Raw genomic sequence first — 19463 nt, 5'->3', positions numbered from 1 at the left:
TGAAAGTACATAAAAAAACAGACAACCATAATTAGTTATCTGCTTAAAATAATTTTTTAATAGCACTTTTTAAAGATGGTTTACGTTTTTTCTTAATCAATGGCTTTGGCTTTTTAATCTTAATAGGCTTAATTCCAGTTGCTTCGTATATTGCCTTTTTAGCTTGTTTCTTTAATTGTCGCTTCTTTTTACTAATCAACTTTTTAAACATGGTTAGTCCTCCACAGATTATTTATATCTTCGTGCCATCTTCCATTTCAAAATATATTTCAAATTTAACCTCTAATGCTTCTGCAATCTCTTTTAATTCACTCATTTTAAAATCATTACGTTTTAATTTATTTGATAGGTTTTGCGTAGATGTACCTATCTTCTTTGCTAAATCAGTAATAGTCAGTCCCTTTTTTATTAGCAAAATTTTAATCTGCTCAGCCATATCCAACCCTCCACTTCATTTATTAATTTCATTATACACTAAAGAGTTTAAAAATAAACATAAAAATGTTTACATATAAATTTTTGTGTGTATAATTAAATTATTAAGTTTAATATTATTATTAATAAATGTAACTTTAAACGATATTTTAAGTGAGGTGAACAAATTGAAAACCATCCAACAACGCAATGAGTACCTTCAAGCAAAGATGAAACAACACAAGGCAATTACAGATGTCCACAAGTATCAGCGACGCTTGAAATGGATTATAAGGTATCACAGTCTGTTGACTGATTTAGAAGTAAAAGAAATACGTGAGAATTTACGAAAAACATTTAAGTAATATGAAAACGAGGTGAAAACGATGGCATTCGAATACTTAGCACAATATACAACATTCGATTCAGTAGCAGATATGGATAAGAGTGTGGAAGACCACATGGCGGTTCATTACTATGATTTAACAGAATCAGAGCGTGCCATCGTTTATAAACTTGCTTCTCATAGTTTAGAACATACTGGAGCATGTCATTTAAAAGCATCTACAATTGCTGATGCATTGGAGATCAGTACGAAGACGGTTTATCGTAGCGTAAAAAAATTAGAGTCATTAGGCATCATTGAAAAAGTACCAGGAACGAAATTAAACGGTATTAAAGGGGCTAGTATTTATCGCATTTTACCTTATGTCCCATCGAGCGTGTCCCAACGAATAACAGCAGATGAAGCTAGTAATGACGCGGTTTGTCGTCCACAATCTGAAAACCAACCATCTAATTCTTTTAATCTTTTAAATTCTAAACAAGCAAATAATATTATGAGTCTAGGTAATGAATTGGCTTTGCAAGTTGAAAAGAAAAAAGAGTATATGAACGAGTATCAAGTCATGCTATTTGATTTCATGAATAGCTTACCGTTAGCAGATAACTTAAAAGATGAAATGCACAAGGTTGTATTGGCAGCACAGGTTCAAAGTGCACCTGACTTCATTAAAGCTAAAAATGTGCTATTCAAAATTGCTATGGATATTAAAGAAGGTACATTAACTGTAGCAAGTACATTAAGAGCTGTATTTGTAGGAGCGTATAGCAAGGCTGTAGAGCGTTCAAATAATAGGTTATATAAATCACCTTCTATAGAAGAAACATCATATAAAGAACGTCCTGTTCCTTTTTATAATTGGTTAAAGGAAAGGGATAGCCTTCCACAATCAACGGTGCATGGTGAACCATCGTTAGAAAACTGGCTTGAATGGTGATCGCTATGAACTACAGGGGAAAGAAAAAGGGGTTTAGTTATTTTCGAGTTCATAGCGATTCCCCCTTACAGACTTCATCATTTACTTAACTGGAATGTTTTAAACAATAAATTATTTATAGAGAGGGGAAGAGAACGTGACTCATTTCGAATACATGGAACAACAGGGGCAATTAACAATATTTGATTTATTGGACCAATATGAAGAAATGGAATTTAAAAAGTCTTCCACAAATGTTAATAGGCCTGTTGATAAGAAGAAATTAAAAGGGCCACGTATTGTTGGCTATATTGTGCGGAGGTAAACAGTCGATTATGTTTATTTGTTATAAATTACAAAGAAGTTTAACCCCAATTTAACCCCATCGGTTATTTCGGCATTAAAAAAGCACCTTAACCAAATTGGCTAAGATGCTATATAAACCTTGATATAACAACATTTAGAGTAAAAGCCGCGTATGCCGTAGTTATTATAGAAAGTTTTAAACCACCACTCCTCAAAGTGGGTGTTCGCAGAAGTTTTCCTGCTTATCCTCATGCACCTTGGTGTGAGGCCCGTCATTCCAACTCCAATAATAAAACTCCCTTTTACAGCTTAAAGGTTAAAACTTAATATTATACGAACAATGCAGCCTTTAAGGATATAATAAGGCATGCTAAACAAACTTGCAAGTAAGATGGTTTATGAAAAAAAGTCAATGGGCACATGCTATAAAATAAAAAGTTATGGCCGAAAAATAGTTGGATAATAAGGCATCGTTTCATATATTTTTCACAAATGCGAACAAAAAATACGAACAACCTTTGCGAAATCAGACTAAGTGTGTGAAGATAGGAGCATAATCATTTATCTACCGAAAAATAAAGGGAGGAAGCAGAGATGGCAGCATATCCAAATTGTCCAAAATGTAATTCTGAATACACATATGAGGATGGCACTAATTTTGTTTGTCCAGAATGTGCACATGAATGGAGCACTAATGCAACAGAGCAGGAGTCAGATACACTCATTGTAAAAGACGCAAATGGCAACTTGTTAGCAGATGGTGATGCGGTAACAGTTATTAAAGATTTAAAAGTAAAAGGAAGTTCTTCAACATTAAAAATTGGTACAAAAGTGAAAAGTATTCGTCTTGTTGAAGGGGATCACAATATTGATTGTAAAATTGACGGTTTCGGTGCAATGAAACTAAAATCAGAGTTCGTCAAAAAAGCTTAAAAATTGGCATGATAAATGAGCATCTTTCGTAAGGAGAGATGCTTTTATCATTTTAAAGCCTACGTAAAACAATGGCAAAAGCGGCACCGAGTAGGGCAAATATGGTATGTAAAAGAGCTATATAGCTTGCACCAACTATAAGTGAACCAATATCGATAAAAGAGAAATTCTTCATATAGAGTGGATTGCTAAAATTATTAATAATGGCCCAGACGAACACAGGTATAGAGCTTATGGCAAAGACAATCCAAATATTTTTATAAAATAAATAAGTTAGGCAACCGAAAAGACCGTATAGTATGACGAAGCTTTTATGATTGCCAAGTAAAGATGAATTAAGGGCAAACATAAAAGACAGCACGATAAAAACAAGATGAAAAAAGGTTAATGTGCTTTTCATCGATAGGTTTTGATTTGTGGATAGTTGTGTAGCGGCCAAATGCTGACATGATTTACATGTAGCTAAATGCTGTTCAATAAATTCGGTCGTATCGGCTTGGAGGCCATGTGTTTTATATAAAGGTAGTAAATCTTCTACAATTGAACATTCATGTGACAATATTTTCCCTCCTATCACTCCTATTATACGACTTTTTTTAGGAAATAAAAAAAGCCTTCCGTCGATCAATTCATCGGAAAACTTGTACATGCACGTTATTTGTTTGTGTCTAATACTTCATTTGTGAGCGCTTGTATATCAATATGTGTTTTTTCTTTTACAGCATCTTTTAATATTTCAGTTCTGAAATAGCGAACTGTTGCTGGAAGAGGAATCAATAACAGCTTGGATAGTGCCGTTTGATACATGTGGACAAATTCCATGTCGGTATTGCCGCGTTTTAATTCTGCAAAGGCTTCGTAAAATTGATCTAATTTGTCTGCGAATTCAAGTAAACGACCTTCTAGTGTTTCGTCTTTTCCTTCTTTCATGCGTTCAAAAAAGATGTCTTGGAACTCTTTAGGGATTTCGTTCATAATGAATTTTTCCATCATTTTTTCTTCCACATGTGCAAGCATTTGTTTTAGCTCTGGGCTAGCATGCTTTACTGGTGTTTTAATATCTCCGATAAATACTTCAGCGAAATCATGATTGATGGTTTTTTCATATAACGATTTCCAATTCACTGTAGCTCCATTCATTTCTTCCAGCGTTGCAAAGAACATGGCATACTGTGAGACTTTCCAAGAGTGCGCAGCCACATTATGTTCTTCAAATTTGAAGCGGCCCGGGCAACGAATAATACGTTCTAAATCATTAAGACTTGTAAAAAATTGATGAATTCCTATAAGAATCACTCCTTTTTGTTTCTATAAGTGCATGTTACTATAATCCATACCCTCTTTGTTCAGATTTCAAACAATTTAACAATGATTCACGTTGCATTTACAAAGGATTCACAATTATTATGAGAGAACGCAAAGGGGAATGCTATAATGAGTAAGACTTGTTAAAGGGAGAGTATGCAATATGCTATCGATTTATACACTTCTTCTATATATACATATTTTAAGTGCAGTACTTTCGATTGGGCCATTGTTTGTTGTTTTAGTAATTGTTAAGAAAATGCGTACAGCTGCGCATGTTGAAATGCCACCATATATCCAAGTATTTCAAGGTGCAATTACGATTGTTAAACACGCGGGGCATGTGCTAGTTGCCTCGGGTATTTTATTAATGTGGCGTGGAGGATATCCATGGACAACATCGTGGGTAATCCTAACATTTCTTGTGATGGGTGGTTCGATTGTCTTTTTAGCTAGAGCCTTTAAACCAACTATCCGCACGTTCGATACGCCCGCTTATCATCAGCAAAAATTTGCTTCATTGTTACAGCGTAAAGCATGGATGTATATTGTATTATTGCTGATTATGTTATGGCTGATGGTAGCAAAACCAGTGCTTTGGTAAATTGTTTGAGTGACTGGCACTGCCGCAACCCTCGCTGATGCGAGGGTTTTTGCGTCTTGTGCCTTGAGCGGTTGCAAGAATTGTTTGAGTGACTGGCACTCATATTATTTGGGGATGTGGAAGGTGATGGTTGTGCCTTCATTTGGTGTGCTTTTGATTTGTAACCTTTGACCATAAATTCTATTGAGACGGAGGTCCGTATTGCGTAGTCCAATGCCTCTACTTGTTGTATTCGTATCGGATAGCAATTGTGCTAATGTCGTGGCGTCTATACCAATACCGTTGTCAATTACACTGACGGTCACATAATCGGCAAGCTCTTTGATTCGAATACAAACAGTGCCACCATCTTTTTGTTTTAATACACCATGTCGTAATGCATTTTCTACAAGCGTTTGCAAAGAAATTGGGGGAATCTCAACATCAATCTGTTCATCAATATCCCACTCAATTTGTAATAGTTCCCCAAAACGTTGCTGTTCGATATAAAGATATGAACGGACGAGCTCGAGTTCATGACGCAGAGGTACAACTCGTTGCAGGTTCTTTACATCGAAGCTTGCGTGGAGATATTTGCCGAAGTGATGCATTAAGTCAATCATTCGATCTGGGTCAATTGTACTCAGTGAGGCAATTGTATTAAGCGTATTATATAAAAAATGAGGCTGTATTTGTGCCTGAAGCCAAGCAGTTTCCAAATGTAGCTGCTGATTGATACTATATTTTAAATCAATTAAAGCTCGACAACGTACTTTTAGTTCCAAAGAATTAATGGGTTTCGTTACATAATCATTGGCCCCATGTGCAAACCCAGTATACACATCTTCAGGATTATTTCGAGCAGTTAACAATAAAATTGGTAGCTCTAGCAAGGTATAATGTTGTCGAATGTTTTCAATTAAGGCATATCCAGAAATATAAGGGAGCATGGCATCAATAATGACTAAATCCCATCTTTGTAAACGCAATAAATCCAGTGCCTTTTCGCTACTTGTAATGGTTGTAATGTTATATTCTGTAGCAGAAAATAAACTTCGCATCATTGTTAAATTTACAGGGTCATCATCGACCATTAAAATTTTAAACTGCTTTTCAGTAGGAGAAGCTTTTAACTGCGTGTTATTCTCCTGTAAATGAATATCCTCTGGTCGTTCATCATTCACTTGTCCCACCTCTACCATGACATCCGCAATGGGTATAGTGAAAAGCAAATCAGCTCCTTTATTAAGTAATGATCCTCCATGTAAATCAATGAGTTGCTTAGAAATCAAAAAACTAAGATGAATTTCTTCATTATCTGCAAGCCCTTTGTCAGAAGAAAAGAGATGTTCGTGAAGATTAATATCAGGATTGTTCGTTCCAGACTCTGTCAGTTTGATATAAATTACAGCCATATTTCTTTCTATTGTGGCGCTAATTTCGATTAAACTAGTGTTCGTATTTTTAATAGAACTGTGTAGCAGATTGAACAGAATTTGAATAAGCCGTTTTTCATCGGCTAGCACAAGAGGGAAGTCTCTTGCAATAGAAGATGTCATTTGAATTTGTTTTCCAACAGCAATAAAACGTAGCATATCAAATACTCCAGACACCACGCCTTGAATGCGGACATTCTTTTTATGAAGATGTAAATTTTTATCTTTTAATCGCGTATAATCCACGATGTCATTGAGCGTAAAGGACATACTGCGTCCTATATCAATTAAATATTTTAAATTCTGCTTGTCTTCCATAACAAAGCAATTGTTTGGATTATCATAAATTGTTTGTCCTAAAGTAATCATTTTATTCATAGGGTCCCAAAGCTTTTGTGCATTGCTTAATAAAAACTCATCTTTCATTTCCCCATCTTTTTGTAATTTGGCAACAAGCAGATTAATCTGTTGTTGATTTTCATAAAAGCGTTTAAACCAATAACCTGCAAAGCCCAGTGCAATCATTAAATAGTCAAATGGATAAAACGGGATGTCTAATACAAAAGACATTTTTATAAGACCCCAGATAATTCCGTTGGTTGTGCCAATAGCTGTAAATGCAATAAAAGCTGAACTTTCTTGATTTCCTATATACTCTTTTAAAGCCAGTACAACAACATATAAAAATGACACCACATAAAGCATAAAGAAGGCCAAGTTAGCTGTGTGTAGCCATTGAATAGGTAATAGGATAATAAGTAGCGCGCCTAAGGCATACAATGTTGTAAACCATCGGAAATATTTTGCTTGTTGATAGCGCACTAATAAGACACGAATAAACTGTACAAAGAAATAGGAAGCACCGAGATAAATAAGATTGGATAGCTTTAAGGACCATACATAATCCAAATGTAACCAATCAAGTATGGAACGATCATAAGTAATGAGTTCGTCAGCTAAAGGTAACAGAAAACCGACGGTGAACAACAATACGATTTTTTTACGATAAATAAAGAGGAAGACAAGAATGCTAAATAACGCAAATAAAATAAGCAACATCGAAATAGCTACAAGTGATAATTGTGTAATGAACTGATGGTGCATCATGGCTGACGCAGAGCTAAAAGAAAGACGTTTATCTATAACCATATTGGAGGGTGTATCAAAATTGGATACATGTAAAATGATGTCGATTTCAGACTGCTCTGCAGTGAAATATATGGTGTAAGGAGCGGCCTGTCCTTTATGAGTGCTGGGATTTGGTGACACTACGCCAGACTGCCCCGCAAGTTTCCCGTTAATATATATCGCTGATGCTGTAGAGATTGCAGGAACTCGGATAGCATAACGGTGATTTGAATGGTCATTAGCACTTAATAAGATTTTTACACGATATGTACCAAAATGTTGTTTTGTTGCTGAACCCTTTTGCATAGGAATTTTACGGACAGTTTGTTCGATGGAACTGCTTGTCTGATTGCTGTTAGGTGTTTTTAACAACACTTCAGGATAATAGAGCCATTCACCATTGATTTGATAGATCTCATCTTCTGATAAAGTTTGCTGGCGCATATCTAAAACACCTGCTTGTGCACTGGGCTGATGATTAGAAGGTGTAAAATATGCTAGCCAGAGTAGACGGAAGATCGTTAGGACGATAAAAATGATTAGAATAACTAGCAAATGTCTTACGATAGGTTTTCTCAACGCCAATATAAAGCCTCCTGTAAGTTAAATAGTAGATTGTATTGTTTTACCATGCCATGAAATAAAGAAAAAGAAAATATGCATTTCGCTCTAAAGAAAACTTTATGTATATAAATTGAAGATTTTCACACATTATTAGTGCTTTTTGAGTAATTATGTTTTGAGTTACAGAGGTTAAAACAATTAGTTGTTAAGTATTTTTTAAGAGGTATGACGTATAATGATGAAATAAAAACTTTTAATATGAGAATTGAACTTATTATATATAGCTTTAGCAAAATATCATCTCAATGGGAGAAATGATCTATTGTGGAGAAATTTAAGTTAAATTTATCGTTTGTCATTGTTAGTATGATAATAATTGTTGTACTCGTTACATCAAGTATCAGTATTTGGATTAGTTATAAAAGTTACAGTGAAATGCTAACACAGCCTAACCATGCTTTACAGGAAGCGTTTATAGAGGAAGTTTCTGATATAGCTGAAATCTATGTACAAGAGTCATTACAAAACTCACAAACAGAATTTTTAGTTAAGGATAGGCTTGAACAGGCAGTAAGTCAGTTACAAAAAGAAAGTGTTGTCTCTGTTAGTGTGTTTTTTAAAAAAATAATTCTTCCTTTATTGTTAATAGTAGCAATCGTTTTCATATTGGTACTGTGGTTTGTGTTGAAAATTATTCGACCTCTACAAGATATTGTTAAAAGTGGACAAGAGGGCTGTGGAATTAACGATTTAAAATTAGTGAATGACTGGTATGCTGAGGCGAGCAACTTGAAAGATGTCATGTTAAAGGTAAAAGCTGATTCACAAAATAAAATTAAGGAATTGACTGACCAGTTGAAATTAGATTCTTTAACAGGTATTCCGAATCGCCGAAGCATGGATCAAGTATTAAGTAATTTAATTGCAGAGAAAGTGCCACATGCCATTATTTTAATCGATTTAGATGAATTCAAAAGTGTCAATGATACATATGGGCATACAGTGGGGGATGAGGTTTTAAAAGCTTTTGCAAACAAAATGAAGGAAAGCGTTCAGGGAAGTTGTTTTAGATATGGAGGAGAGGAGTTTTTAATTATTTTGCCTTATACGGCAATTGAAGACGCCGTTAAATTAGCAGAGGAATTGCGAGTTAAACAAGCGCAAGCTGAAAATCCTAGTGGTCGTCCAGTTACCTTGTCGGCAGGTGTTACCGTTTTTTCTTCCTCGATTTGTGACCCGAATCAGTTAATAGCTATTGCTGATCAGGCATTGTATGAGGCAAAACAATCCGGTAGAAACTGTATACGTGTGGTGGAGGATTTCTCTCGGATTAGTAATTAATTACCTTCATCAACCAAAAAATGTAGCTGTCTCTTAGGAGGCAGCTACATTTTTACTCTTGCGCTATTGTTGCGTATAATTCTATAGTCTCTTGATTAGGTAAAATATCTAGGTCAGTAAACAAAGTCTTCTTAAAGTCTTTGTAAACTTTTACTGCATTAGCACGATTATCTTCTTCAATATAGAGTTGAAGAAGCTCTTGGATGATTTTATCTGAATAAGGGTTGTAGTCGAGCATCACTAGTAAAGTACGCTCTCTTTTTTCTGCATTGTTTGTTGTCTTATAATGCTCAACTAAGTAATTTAGTAAAAGCGTAATTTGGTTATGAATGAAATTCGACTTACTATGAATCCAAGAGTAATCTAATGTAGCCATGTATTCTCCATGAGAGTTTTGAATAAATGCTTCGGCTCTTTCTACATCTAGCTCCCCGAATTCCTCTTTGTGCTTTAACAGGTGCTCTAATTCTAAGACATCAGATTGAAAATTGTCTAGCTGTAAAATATAACAGCCGTTTACATATTGTAAAACGTTATAGTACCCTAAAGCTGAGAGAGTTGTACGTAGATAAGAAACAGTTGTATGAAGTTGCACTCTTGCCTTTTTATATTCAGTTTCAGCCCATAATGCTTCGATGATTGTATCTCTTGGCACATGGCTGTTGAGATTAGATAAAAGAAAGGCAAATAATTCTTTTGTTTTAACAGTTCGCCAATGCACGATGTTCTTATTATGTAAGACAGTGAATCCGCCTAAGCACTGGATACTAAGGGAGCACTCATTCTGTTGCACTCGAGTAGGGAGGGCTATTTCTAATTGGAATAGTTCATGTATCCTATTTATAGTCATCTCTAGTCGAGATTTAGAAATAGGCTTTAGTAAATAGTCTAAGGAATTAATTTCAAATGCCTGTACAGCATAATCTCGATACGCTGTCACAAAAACAATACAGACATTCTTCTTCCACTCCTTTAATATTTGAGCAATTTGCAAACCGTCCATTCCTGGCATTTCAACATCTAAAAAAGCGACATGATAATCCAATGTAGGTGCCTCATCAAGCAAATCTTTAATTGTTGAAAAAGCTTTAACAACCTCTACTGAATCAAATTCTTTCAACTTTTTTTCCATGTTTAAAAGAGCTAACGGTTCATCATCTGCAATGATTACTCGAATCACAGTAGGACACCAACTTTCAAATTAGTATATGACCTAACTATTTGTATTTTAGGTATTACATATAGTGTTTAAATTGTAATTATTAGGTTAATAAAACTTTATTTTACATTAACAGAGTAAACGCAATAAGTATACATAGTGATTCATTTGCTAAACACATTTTTTCTACAGCAACTAGAGTAGTGTGAATCCCCATTCGATTACTGTTTGGTTTAACCCATTAACAAAGTTCACTTTATAAAATCGCGTTCAAGGCATCTCCTTTTCTACTTTATCGGCTATAAAAACTGCATTTCCATTATATAAAATATGCAAATAGATTGTAGAGGTTTGATCTTAATTTTCCATATAATTGTTTAATTGGAGAAAAAATTGATTGAAATTGTATATTTTACTGATTAAATAGTAATAATTTGTAATATCAGGTCCAAGTCCTGTGATATTTAGTGCATTCTACAATAATGCTTGTATACTTAAGAGCCTAATTCTCTAGTGTGCTAGCAACAGATTGCAGAAAATATAAAACAACTGGAGGTATTACTTATTATGAAGAAAAAGGCAATAGCATTAGCTGTAGCATTGACTCTTGGCATGGGGATGTTCGGGAGTACCACTTCTGCTAAGGGAGTATATACTGGTCAGACGAGCAACATACTTTGGGGAATCTCACCTATTTATAATTTGAGTTTAGCCGAGTTGCAACAGTTAGATGAATTTGATTCGATATGGATTAATCCTGATCAGACCTTGAGTATGGAAAAAATACTGGAGGAAGAAAAGACAGATGACACCCACCTTATTGAGGCCGGTGATACATTATTCAGTCTTGCTAAAGTTCATAATGTTAAGGTGGACGATTTAAAAGAATGGAATAACCTCACATCTGATTTAATTTTAGTTGGTGAAACGTTAGCTGTTAAAGCTTCAGCAGCAAAGCCAAAAACAGCAAAAACCATTGCACAGAAGCCTGCAACAAAACAAGCTTCAACAAAAACGGCCACAACAAAACAAGCTACAACAACTGCAAGTGCTCCAGCGAGTCAAAATGGTCAGACATATACAATGCGTGCAACAGCTTATACAGCATATTGTAAAGGTTGTTCAGGTATTACAGCAAACGGGACAGACATACGCTCAAATCCAAATTTAAAGGTGATTGCTGTTGATCCCCGTGTTATTCCCCTTGGAACGAAGGTGTGGGTAGAAGGTTATGGCGAAGCGATAGCTGCTGATACTGGTGGTGCGATAAAAGGAAATAAAATTGATGTATTTATTCCATCTGATGGACAAGCTCGTAATTGGGGTGTTCGAACAGTTACGGTAAAAATTTTAAATTAATACAACATAGGGATTTCTCAGTATTTTTCTGAGAAGTCCCTTTATTTGTAATGAGGATAAATACCTATTTATGAGTTGCGCAAGTATTCTGATAAATGATAAACTTATAAAAAAGGGGGATGATACAGTTTAAATGAATCTATACAAATATAATTAATTTTTTAGTTGTTGCAGTGTAATCTCATTGTTGCAAATAAGATAGGCAAAACAGTTCAAAGAGAGTTGCTAGAGAATGATACTGGCAAAGAAAGTTAGATTATACCCAAGTGAATCCCAAGAACAAAAGTTATGGCGATTAGTAGGAACAGCGAGATTTATTTATAACTGGACTCTTGCAAAACAAGAAGAAAATTTTGAAAATGGCGGCAAATTTATAGCTAATGGTGTTTTAAGGAAAGAATTGACCCAATTAAAGATAAAGGAATTGTCTTGGTTAAATGAAGTATCTAACAATGTATCAAAACAGGCGGTTAAAGATGCTTGTGATGCGTACAAAAAGTTTTTCAAAGGGTTAGCAAATAAACCAACATATAAAAGCAAGAAAAAGGGCAAGAAGCCTTTATACAATGACAATGTAAAGTTAAAAGTAAAAGATAGAAAGATGGTACTTATTTAAAAGAGGGGGTGTTAGAACGAACGAGCAATTACCGCTCGGTGTTAAATACAGTAACCCTAGAATAAGCCATGACAATAAGTATTGGTATCTATCAGTGGGTATAGAAAATGAAGAAATACTAGAAGAATTAACAGATGTTTCATTAGGAATAGATGTTGGAATTAAAAAATTAGCCGTTTGTTCAGACGGCAACGTGTATAAAAATATAAACAAAATAAAAAAGGAAAGGAGTATGTCAAAACTAAAAATATTATAAAACTTGAAAAACGGATACGACTAGTCCACAGAAGATTGACTAATATACGGAATAATTATCTTCACCAAACGACAACAAGTATAGTGAAAACCAAGCCATACAGAGTTGTAATAGAAGATTTAAATATTAAAGGCATGATCACCAACAAGATCATACTAATATGTAGGATGCGTTGTATCCGAATTTACGCCCTCGGAGAGTTATATCAAACGAAAGTAGATGGGTTACTTGTAGCGATCAAAATCGGACTCGTTGAACAGGGAATTAAACAAGATTTATAGATATTTATAGATTTTTGGCAACGGTAAATTAATGAAACTGACAACTTTATTGATTATTTCTTTAGGTGTTTTTTTGGTGGGCTGCGCTGATAAGGATGAGAAGGCGGAACAACAATCAGTATCAGATAGCTCGGTTGCTTTAACTGCCACTGCGAAAGTAATTAATTCGGATAATGAAAGTTTAGGAGAAGCCAAATTTGAAGAACAGGCTGATGGTGTTAAAGTAACGGTTACGGTAAGTGGTTTACCTGCTGGAAAGCATGGTATGCATATACATGAAGTGGGGAAATGCGAAGGGCCGGATTTCGGTACTGCAGGAGGGCATTTCAATCCAACGCAGAAAGAGCATGGCAAGGATAATCCGCATGGCCATCATCTCGGGGATTTACCGAATTTAGAGGTAGCGGAGGACGGTACTGCAACTATGAGTGTCTTGGCAGAAGGTGTAACGTTACAAAAAGATGCTGAACACTCTTTAATGGATGGAGAAGGTACTGCCCTTGTCATTCATGAAAACGAGGACGACTATATGACAGATCCTACTGGTGAATCGGGCGGTAGAATTGCATGTGGTGTTATTCAATCATAATAGAGAAGGAGGCTGGGACAAAATGAAAAAGTGTTAGATTGATGGCAATCAATCTAACACTTTTTTGCTGCGCCGTTTTTGTCCGCTTCGGGGGTGCTTTCCGCTCAGCACAGTAAGCCGCAACCCTCGCTAACGCGCGGAATGCCTGCGTCTTACGCTGTGTGCGTTCTGAGCAGGAGTTACCCCTCCGCTACCAACAACTAGTGAACCCTTCTAATTTATTATTCATTGCAAAAGAAATAATAGTAAATATGTTCTATATATTTTCTTAGCAAAAATTTATCGAAACCAATGTACCTCTATTTAAGATTTTTAAGTTATGTCCCAGCCTGTTTTATTATTGGAGTTTGCATCGATAACAAGGTTTAATTACTAACTGATGGAAACGCAAGTGGTGCCCCCTGCTTAAACAGTACAATGTAAGCAAAGGGTTACGGCTTACTATGATTGGCATCAACGGCATAGTAAGCATTAGATTAATTGGGGTCAATCTAATACGCTCAATATAAAGACTCAGCCATTAATTACTGTTACAAGCAGTTTTCATGATATTACCTTTTGATTTGTGTGATGAGAAAACACCAGTATGTATTGCATAACTATTGGTAGAGATGGGTACCATCAGAAATAGAGGAGGTAATAACATGAAAAAAATATCTATATTAATTATTTCTTTGACTGTCTTTGTCGGAGGGTGCAATCTTTTTGATAAGAAAGATGAAAAAGTAGCCGTTAACTCTAATGCCAATTCGTCTTTAACGGCAACTGCAAAAGTAATTGGTTCAAATAATGAGAGCTATGGGAATGCTTTTTTTGAGGAAGAAGACAATGGGGTTAAAGTAACTTTAGCATTAAGTGGTTTACCAGCAGGCTCGCATGGTATTCATATTCATTCAGTAGCGAAGTGTGAAGCACCTAAGTTTGAATCGGCAGGTTCGCATTTTAATCCAACAAATAAGGAGCATGGAAAATTAAATCCTAACGGCTATCATTTAGGTGATTTACCAAATTTAGAAGTTGGTGAAGATGGGACGGTAGATTTAAATTTCTTAGCTGAAGGTGTAACATTACAAAAGAATGCTGAAAACTCCTTAATGGATGGAGAAGGTACTTCATTAGTTATTCATGAATCAGCAGACGATTATAAAACAGATCCTGCTGGTAATTCAGGTGCAAGAATTGCATGTGGAGCAATCCAATAAGGAAGTTAGTTCGCAAATTTGTTAACATAAAGTTGAAACACCCTACCACTACGTATTGTGGGGTGTTTTTTTGCGTTACAGGCTGCTCGCATAGACGGGCGTGGCTTATGCATCCTCCACCACTACGTTGCATATTAGGTTGTGAGTTTCATCCTATTTTCCATGTAATAAAAATAAATAGCTAGCAAGGAGTATGTTTTCATACAATATGTATACATTTCTACACTAGTATTTTTTATTGTAGTAGAGTATTTTTTAGTTTATTAGAGAAAAAAGAAGGGTAAATAACAGTGTATTATAATTGGGCGTTGTTCGCATTTATGACATTTTGTATAATTATAATTATCTGAATTTACTATAAACAGGTTGACATAATTATACTAAATTTGGTAATTTTAAATTGATTCTTAATTATAACCAAAGGGGGAAGGTTAATATGAAGAAAAAGCAATTTAGATTATTCATGCTATTAAGTGCCATTGCGCTACTAATTTTAGCGGCATGTGGATCTGATAGTAGTACAGGTTCGGATAAGGAAAATGGGAATGGTGATGCAGCTAGCACTGAAAAGCCGAAATTTTTAAGTTTATTAACGGGTGGAACGCAAGGTACTTACTATGCATTAGGTGGTACATTTGCTGATTTAATTACAACGGAAACAGGTATTAAAACGACAGCAGAAGTTTCACAAGCATCTGCAGCTAACATGACTGCCTTGCAAGAGGGTAAAGGTGAGATTGCGTTTGTGCAAACAGATATCGCTTATTACGCAACTGAAGGTAAATTTATGTTTGAGGGTAAAAAAATTGATACGATTGCAGCATTAGGTGCACTTTACCCAGAGACTGTGCAATTAGTGACAACTGAAGCTTCTGGTATTAAAACATATGCAGATTTAAAAGGGAAAAAAGTTTCTGTAGGGGCTCCGGGTTCTGGGACTTATGCCAATGCTGAACAATTACTTGAAATTCATGGTTTAACAATGAATGACATTAAAGCGCAAAATCTTGATTTTGGCGAGTCTACTGATGGTCTTAAATCAGGTCAAATCGATGCGGCATTTATTACTGCTGGTACACCAACAGCGGCTGTAGAGGCATTAAATGCGACGACAAAGGTTAATATTATCGGTGTAGATGCTGGTAAAGCAGATGAGCTTATTGCCAAATATCCTTACTATGCAAAAGATACAGTAAAAGCTGGCACTTACGGTATTGCGAGTGATACAGAGACTGTGTCAGTACTTGCAATGTTAGCAGTAAATAAAAATCTTTCGGACGATGTTGTTTACAATATGACGAAAGCGATTTATAGTAACACAGGAAAAATTTCACATGCAAAAGGTGCGTTTATTAAAGCTGAAACTGCTTTAGATGGTATCAGTATCGATATTCATCCAGGTGCTCAAAAATACTTTGATGAAAATAAATAGACAACATCGCATTACATGTTCAAAGCTATTGAAAAACTTATATTTGCTCGTAGTTTAACAAGGTGATTTTTGGACATTGATAAAGGGTTTTTATATTTTCTTAAACATGAAAGGGGCTCGGATTGCGTAAAGCTTCGGGTCCCTTTTTGTTACATAAAGGTGCTAGCAAAATAGCGAATAGTTTTTAAAGTGGGGGAACAGATGTGATGCGAAAGAGGAGAATAGGTTTAGCCGTATGTTGTATATGCTTCGGCATCATTATTTTTCTTCCTCTTCAAAAGGTATTCGCATTTACAGAAACACGGATAGACCATCCAATCGTACATTATATTCCACTAACATCTGATGAGGATTTTCGTATAAGGTACACACACTCTATCCATAAATCAGATGTACTGGAATATTATCGCTGCGTAGAAGAACAGCGTATTCAAATGATTGGAATGGAGTATGAGGACTTAGCAATTGGGATGCCTGGCTACGCTGAGGAAAATCAAACGTTAACACAACGCGATGGTAAATATTTTTTGCAATTTGACAAGGAAATCATTGAAAACTTCACAATTTATATCGGGGATTTAGACTTAGACCTTGTGTTTGTTTACAAGGAGCATGAATACGATTTAAAAAAAGATTTGCAAAGGGGTAAGTCCTATTTATTTGAGGTGAAGCGATTATCGCTTTATGAACGATGGAAAGGAGTTAGGATGAAATGACAAAACAGCATGAACGTAACACCGAAGTAAAAGAAGAATTTGAACAAATATCGGCCGAAGCGCAACAAGCGATACTTGAAAAATACGATATCGAATCCAATGTGCGGACGATATCAGGCATTATGAAACATATAATCTTCTTTGGATTATTGGCATTTTCATTGTTTCAATTGTATACAGCGATTTTTGGGCAATTTACAGCACCCATTCAACGGACGATTCACTTAGGGTTTGGTTTAGCTCTGATTTTCTTATTATTTCCAGCCCGTAGAAAGGCGCCAAAGCATAAAATTGCATGGTTTGATTATATTTTATCGTTATTATCGGTAGTAGTCGGTTCATATTGGGCATTGAATTATACAGAACTTGTTAATCGCAATGGGACCATTACACAGTTGGATTTTATAGTCGGTTTAATAGCTGTTTTTCTTGTGCTTGAGGCTGCACGTCGAGCGGTAGGTTTACCGATAACGATTATCGCAGTATGTTTTTTAATTTATGCCTATTTCGGTCCTTATTTCCCAGCCTTTATGGCGCATAGAGGTCAGGATTTTGAAAGTATTGTGAATCTGATGTTTTATACGACAGATGGTATTTTAGGAACACCGATTAGTGTATCGGCTACATTTATCTTTGTATTCTTATTATTTGGGGCATTCCTTGTGAAAACAGGAGTTGGGCAATATTTTAATGATCTGGCTGTAGCATTCGCTGGAAAATTAATTGGTGGGCCAGCAAAAGTAGCTGTCTTTTCAAGTGCTCTACAAGGTATGATTTCAGGAAGCTCTGTTGCCAATGTAGTCACATCTGGTTCATACACGATTCCGATGATGAAAAAGCTAGGATACCGTAAAGAATTTGCTGGTGCAGTTGAAGCGGCTGCTTCTACTGGCGGGCAGTTAATGCCTCCGATTATGGGTGCTGCGGCATTTCTAATGGTGGAGTTCATTGGACGTGAAATTACATATTGGGATATTGCAAAAGCAGCTGCTATTCCTGCGTTGCTGTATTTTACAGGTATTTGGATTATGACGCATTTTGAAGCGAAGCGTGTCGGCTTAAAAGGCTTACGTGATGATCAAATGCCAAATCGTAAAGAGGTATTTAAGAAGATTTATCTGTTACTACCAATTGTTTCTATTATTATACTGATGCTAACAGGTACGCCTGTTATGCATGCTGCACTGTATGGGATTTTAATATCCATTGCAGTCGCGATGTTTAACAAAGATACACGCTTAAAGCCGAAAGATATTATCGATGCACTAGTTGAAGGAGCTCGTACAGCACTCGGTGTAGTTGCGGCAACAGCTTGTGCGGGTATTATTGTAGGAGTAGTGGTTAAAACAGGTTTAGGCTTAAGTTTAGCTAATAGCTTAGTAGCTTTAGCTGGAGGAAGTATTATTTTAACACTTGTCTTCGTAATGATTGCTTCACTAATTTTAGGAATGGGTGCTCCAACAACGGCAAACTATGTTATTACATCAACCATTGCAGCACCAGCGATTGTGGCGTTATTATCTCCGAATACACCACAAGAATTAGTGCCAGTTGTTGTCTTATTATCGGCTCACTTCTTTGTGTTCTATTTTGGTATTATTGCCGATATTACACCGCCCGTAGCACTCGCTGCATTTGCTGCTTCTGGAATATCAGGTGGCGATCCAATTAAGACTGGTGTAAACTCTGCAAAACTTGCCATTGCAGCATTTATTATTCCGTATATGATTGTTTTCTCACCAGCTTTATTAATGATTGATACAACGATACCGCAAATATTATGGGTAGTCTTTACGGCTGTTACGGGAATGGTTGCAATTGGCGCTGGCGTAATTGGCTATTGGTATCGTAAAGTGTTGTGGTTTGAACGTCTGATTGCCATCGTAGCTGGACTATTGCTCATCTATCCTGAAAAATTCTCTGATTGGGTAGGTCTCGCAATCTTTATTGTGCTTGTAGTGATTCAAATTTCAACGCAACATAAGTATGGCGGTAACGGTATGGACAATGATAATAAAAGCGTAACAGCTTAAGAAAATCGAAAAAAGCATCCAAGTAAAGTAGTCACTTGGATGCTTTTTTGATATGGAAAAATGGAGAGGGATGACCATTGCTGTTTATTCGAAATTTTTTTAAGTTTATCTTATCTCAAAAAGAGATGAAATAGATATATATTATGCATAATGAGTATTATTTATTGATTTTTAATAAAAAGTTAGTATATAATAAAATTATCAGAAAATTCAATTAACAAAGGGGGGGTGACGTGGAATGGAACAATTGTTAAACTCGAAATTTGAAACGTATTTGATGGATCAAGATGCAGAATTACTGACATCAAATCAAAATATTGAGGAGCAAACAAATCAAATCCAATATGAAGAATATCCAGAAGGTTTTTTTTCAAGTTTATAACGCATTTTCAAAAGGCTGTGCTAAAAGTGGAACGACTACTTTTAACACAGCCTTTTACTATTGCATAAAAGTATAGTACAGTCACCTTTTTATGAAGTTTACATAAAATAGTAAGAAGTGTTGAAGCGTTTTATTATGAAGTTATATGATTTTAAAATGGATATAGTAC

The 19463-nt window shown here is 35.6% G+C and carries 19 protein-coding genes, 1 other RNA gene and 1 pseudogene; 14 read left to right on the top strand and 7 right to left on the bottom strand.

All coding sequences use genetic code 11. From position 1 onward, the window contains the following. Window positions 1-43: 43 nt before the first annotated feature. Together C9J37_RS28565 and C9J37_RS23865 are read right to left on the bottom strand one after the other, a co-directional pair. Complete coding sequence (locus C9J37_RS28565; RefSeq protein ID WP_158497882.1) at window positions 44-211, bottom strand: hypothetical protein; 168 nt, start codon at window positions 209-211, stop codon at window positions 44-46. 21 nt (window positions 212-232) lie between these two features. Further along, window positions 233-436, bottom strand: a complete 204-nt coding sequence (locus C9J37_RS23865) for a helix-turn-helix transcriptional regulator (protein ID WP_107897406.1) — start codon at window positions 434-436, stop codon at window positions 233-235. A 166-nt stretch (window positions 437-602) separates the two neighbouring features. Between C9J37_RS23865 and C9J37_RS28560 the strand changes: the two genes are divergently transcribed. The 3 genes from C9J37_RS28560 (at window position 603) to C9J37_RS28555 (ending at window position 1998) form a co-directional block, all read left to right on the top strand. Continuing rightward, window positions 603-779, top strand: coding sequence for a hypothetical protein (locus C9J37_RS28560; RefSeq protein WP_167397425.1), 177 nt, complete (start codon window positions 603-605; stop codon window positions 777-779). Window positions 780-800: 21 nt separating this feature from the next. Next, the gene (locus C9J37_RS23860; RefSeq protein ID WP_167397424.1) at window positions 801-1694 is read left to right on the top strand and encodes a helix-turn-helix domain-containing protein; all 894 of its coding nucleotides are present in this window, start codon (window positions 801-803) and stop codon (window positions 1692-1694) included. Between the two features lie 136 nt (window positions 1695-1830). Further along, window positions 1831-1998 carry a hypothetical protein gene (locus C9J37_RS28555; RefSeq protein ID WP_167397423.1) on the top strand — a complete coding sequence of 56 codons (168 nt, stop codon included), beginning with the start codon at window positions 1831-1833 and terminating at the stop codon, window positions 1996-1998. 140 nt (window positions 1999-2138) lie between these two features. Here C9J37_RS28555 and ssrS read toward each other — a convergent pair. Continuing rightward, a non-coding RNA gene (gene ssrS / locus C9J37_RS23855) (6S RNA) lies at window positions 2139-2331 on the bottom strand. A gap of 242 nt (window positions 2332-2573) precedes the next feature. On the opposite strand from ssrS, the gene C9J37_RS23850 reads away from it, so the two are divergent. Beyond that, entirely contained in the window at window positions 2574-2912 is a 339-nt protein-coding gene (locus tag C9J37_RS23850; RefSeq protein WP_107897405.1) for a zinc ribbon domain-containing protein YjdM, read from the top strand. Window positions 2913-2964: 52 nt separating this feature from the next. On the opposite strand, the gene C9J37_RS23845 is transcribed toward C9J37_RS23850, so the two are convergent. After that, window positions 2965-3471, bottom strand: a complete 507-nt coding sequence (locus tag C9J37_RS23845) for a zf-HC2 domain-containing protein (protein WP_107897404.1) — start codon at window positions 3469-3471, stop codon at window positions 2965-2967. Window positions 3472-3566: 95 nt separating this feature from the next. Next, window positions 3567-4208 carry a YfbR-like 5'-deoxynucleotidase gene (locus tag C9J37_RS23840; protein WP_029747446.1) on the bottom strand — a complete coding sequence of 214 codons (642 nt, stop codon included), beginning with the start codon at window positions 4206-4208 and terminating at the stop codon, window positions 3567-3569. 172 nt (window positions 4209-4380) lie between these two features. On the opposite strand from C9J37_RS23840, the gene C9J37_RS23835 reads away from it, so the two are divergent. Continuing rightward, window positions 4381-4821 (top strand): DUF2269 family protein, encoded by a 441-nt coding sequence (locus C9J37_RS23835; protein ID WP_024364661.1) that lies wholly within the window; start codon window positions 4381-4383, stop codon window positions 4819-4821. Window positions 4822-4925: 104 nt separating this feature from the next. On the opposite strand, the gene C9J37_RS23830 is transcribed toward C9J37_RS23835, so the two are convergent. Continuing rightward, entirely contained in the window at window positions 4926-7949 is a 3024-nt protein-coding gene (locus tag C9J37_RS23830; RefSeq protein ID WP_107897403.1) for a hybrid sensor histidine kinase/response regulator, read from the bottom strand. 303 nt (window positions 7950-8252) lie between these two features. On the opposite strand from C9J37_RS23830, the gene C9J37_RS23825 reads away from it, so the two are divergent. Then, window positions 8253-9269, top strand: a complete 1017-nt coding sequence (locus C9J37_RS23825; protein ID WP_107897402.1) for a GGDEF domain-containing protein — start codon at window positions 8253-8255, stop codon at window positions 9267-9269. A 52-nt stretch (window positions 9270-9321) separates the two neighbouring features. Here the strand turns inward: C9J37_RS23825 and C9J37_RS23820 are convergent, their stop codons facing one another. After that, window positions 9322-10449 (bottom strand): response regulator, encoded by a 1128-nt coding sequence (locus C9J37_RS23820; protein WP_107897401.1) that lies wholly within the window; start codon window positions 10447-10449, stop codon window positions 9322-9324. Between the two features lie 546 nt (window positions 10450-10995). Here C9J37_RS23820 and C9J37_RS23815 point away from each other — a divergent pair. From C9J37_RS23815 to C9J37_RS28550, 8 genes and pseudogenes are all read left to right on the top strand, one after another. Then, window positions 10996-11787: a 3D domain-containing protein gene (locus C9J37_RS23815; RefSeq protein ID WP_107897400.1), complete on the top strand. Its 792-nt coding sequence runs from the start codon at window positions 10996-10998 to the stop codon at window positions 11785-11787. Between the two features lie 232 nt (window positions 11788-12019). After that, window positions 12020-12808: pseudogene (locus C9J37_RS29165) on the top strand (RNA-guided endonuclease InsQ/TnpB family protein); the annotation flags it as partial. A 208-nt stretch (window positions 12809-13016) separates the two neighbouring features. Further along, on the top strand, window positions 13017-13529 hold the full coding sequence (locus tag C9J37_RS23805) for a superoxide dismutase family protein (protein ID WP_235617233.1): 513 nt from the start codon (window positions 13017-13019) through the stop codon (window positions 13527-13529). A 644-nt stretch (window positions 13530-14173) separates the two neighbouring features. After that, entirely contained in the window at window positions 14174-14731 is a 558-nt protein-coding gene (locus tag C9J37_RS23800; protein WP_107897398.1) for a superoxide dismutase family protein, read from the top strand. Between the two features lie 436 nt (window positions 14732-15167). Then, window positions 15168-16163 carry a TAXI family TRAP transporter solute-binding subunit gene (locus C9J37_RS23795; protein WP_107897397.1) on the top strand — a complete coding sequence of 332 codons (996 nt, stop codon included), beginning with the start codon at window positions 15168-15170 and terminating at the stop codon, window positions 16161-16163. Between the two features lie 206 nt (window positions 16164-16369). Continuing rightward, a complete protein-coding gene (locus tag C9J37_RS23790) occupies window positions 16370-16879 on the top strand; it encodes a DUF1850 domain-containing protein (protein ID WP_107897396.1) in 510 nt (169 codons plus the stop codon). Further along, window positions 16876-18912 (top strand): TRAP transporter permease, encoded by a 2037-nt coding sequence (locus C9J37_RS23785; protein WP_107897395.1) that lies wholly within the window; start codon window positions 16876-16878, stop codon window positions 18910-18912. Before C9J37_RS23790 ends, C9J37_RS23785 begins: the two co-directional genes overlap by 4 nt. A gap of 238 nt (window positions 18913-19150) precedes the next feature. Beyond that, a complete protein-coding gene (locus C9J37_RS28550; protein ID WP_167397422.1) occupies window positions 19151-19294 on the top strand; it encodes a hypothetical protein in 144 nt (47 codons plus the stop codon). The last annotated feature ends 169 nt before the right edge of the window (window positions 19295-19463 follow it).

The organism is Lysinibacillus mangiferihumi (assembly GCF_003049665.1).
Classification (GTDB): Bacteria; Bacillota; Bacilli; order Bacillales_A; family Planococcaceae; genus Lysinibacillus; species Lysinibacillus mangiferihumi.
The sequence above is the reverse complement of the archived record's forward strand: the minus strand, read 5'-3'. Positions and strand labels throughout refer to the sequence as shown.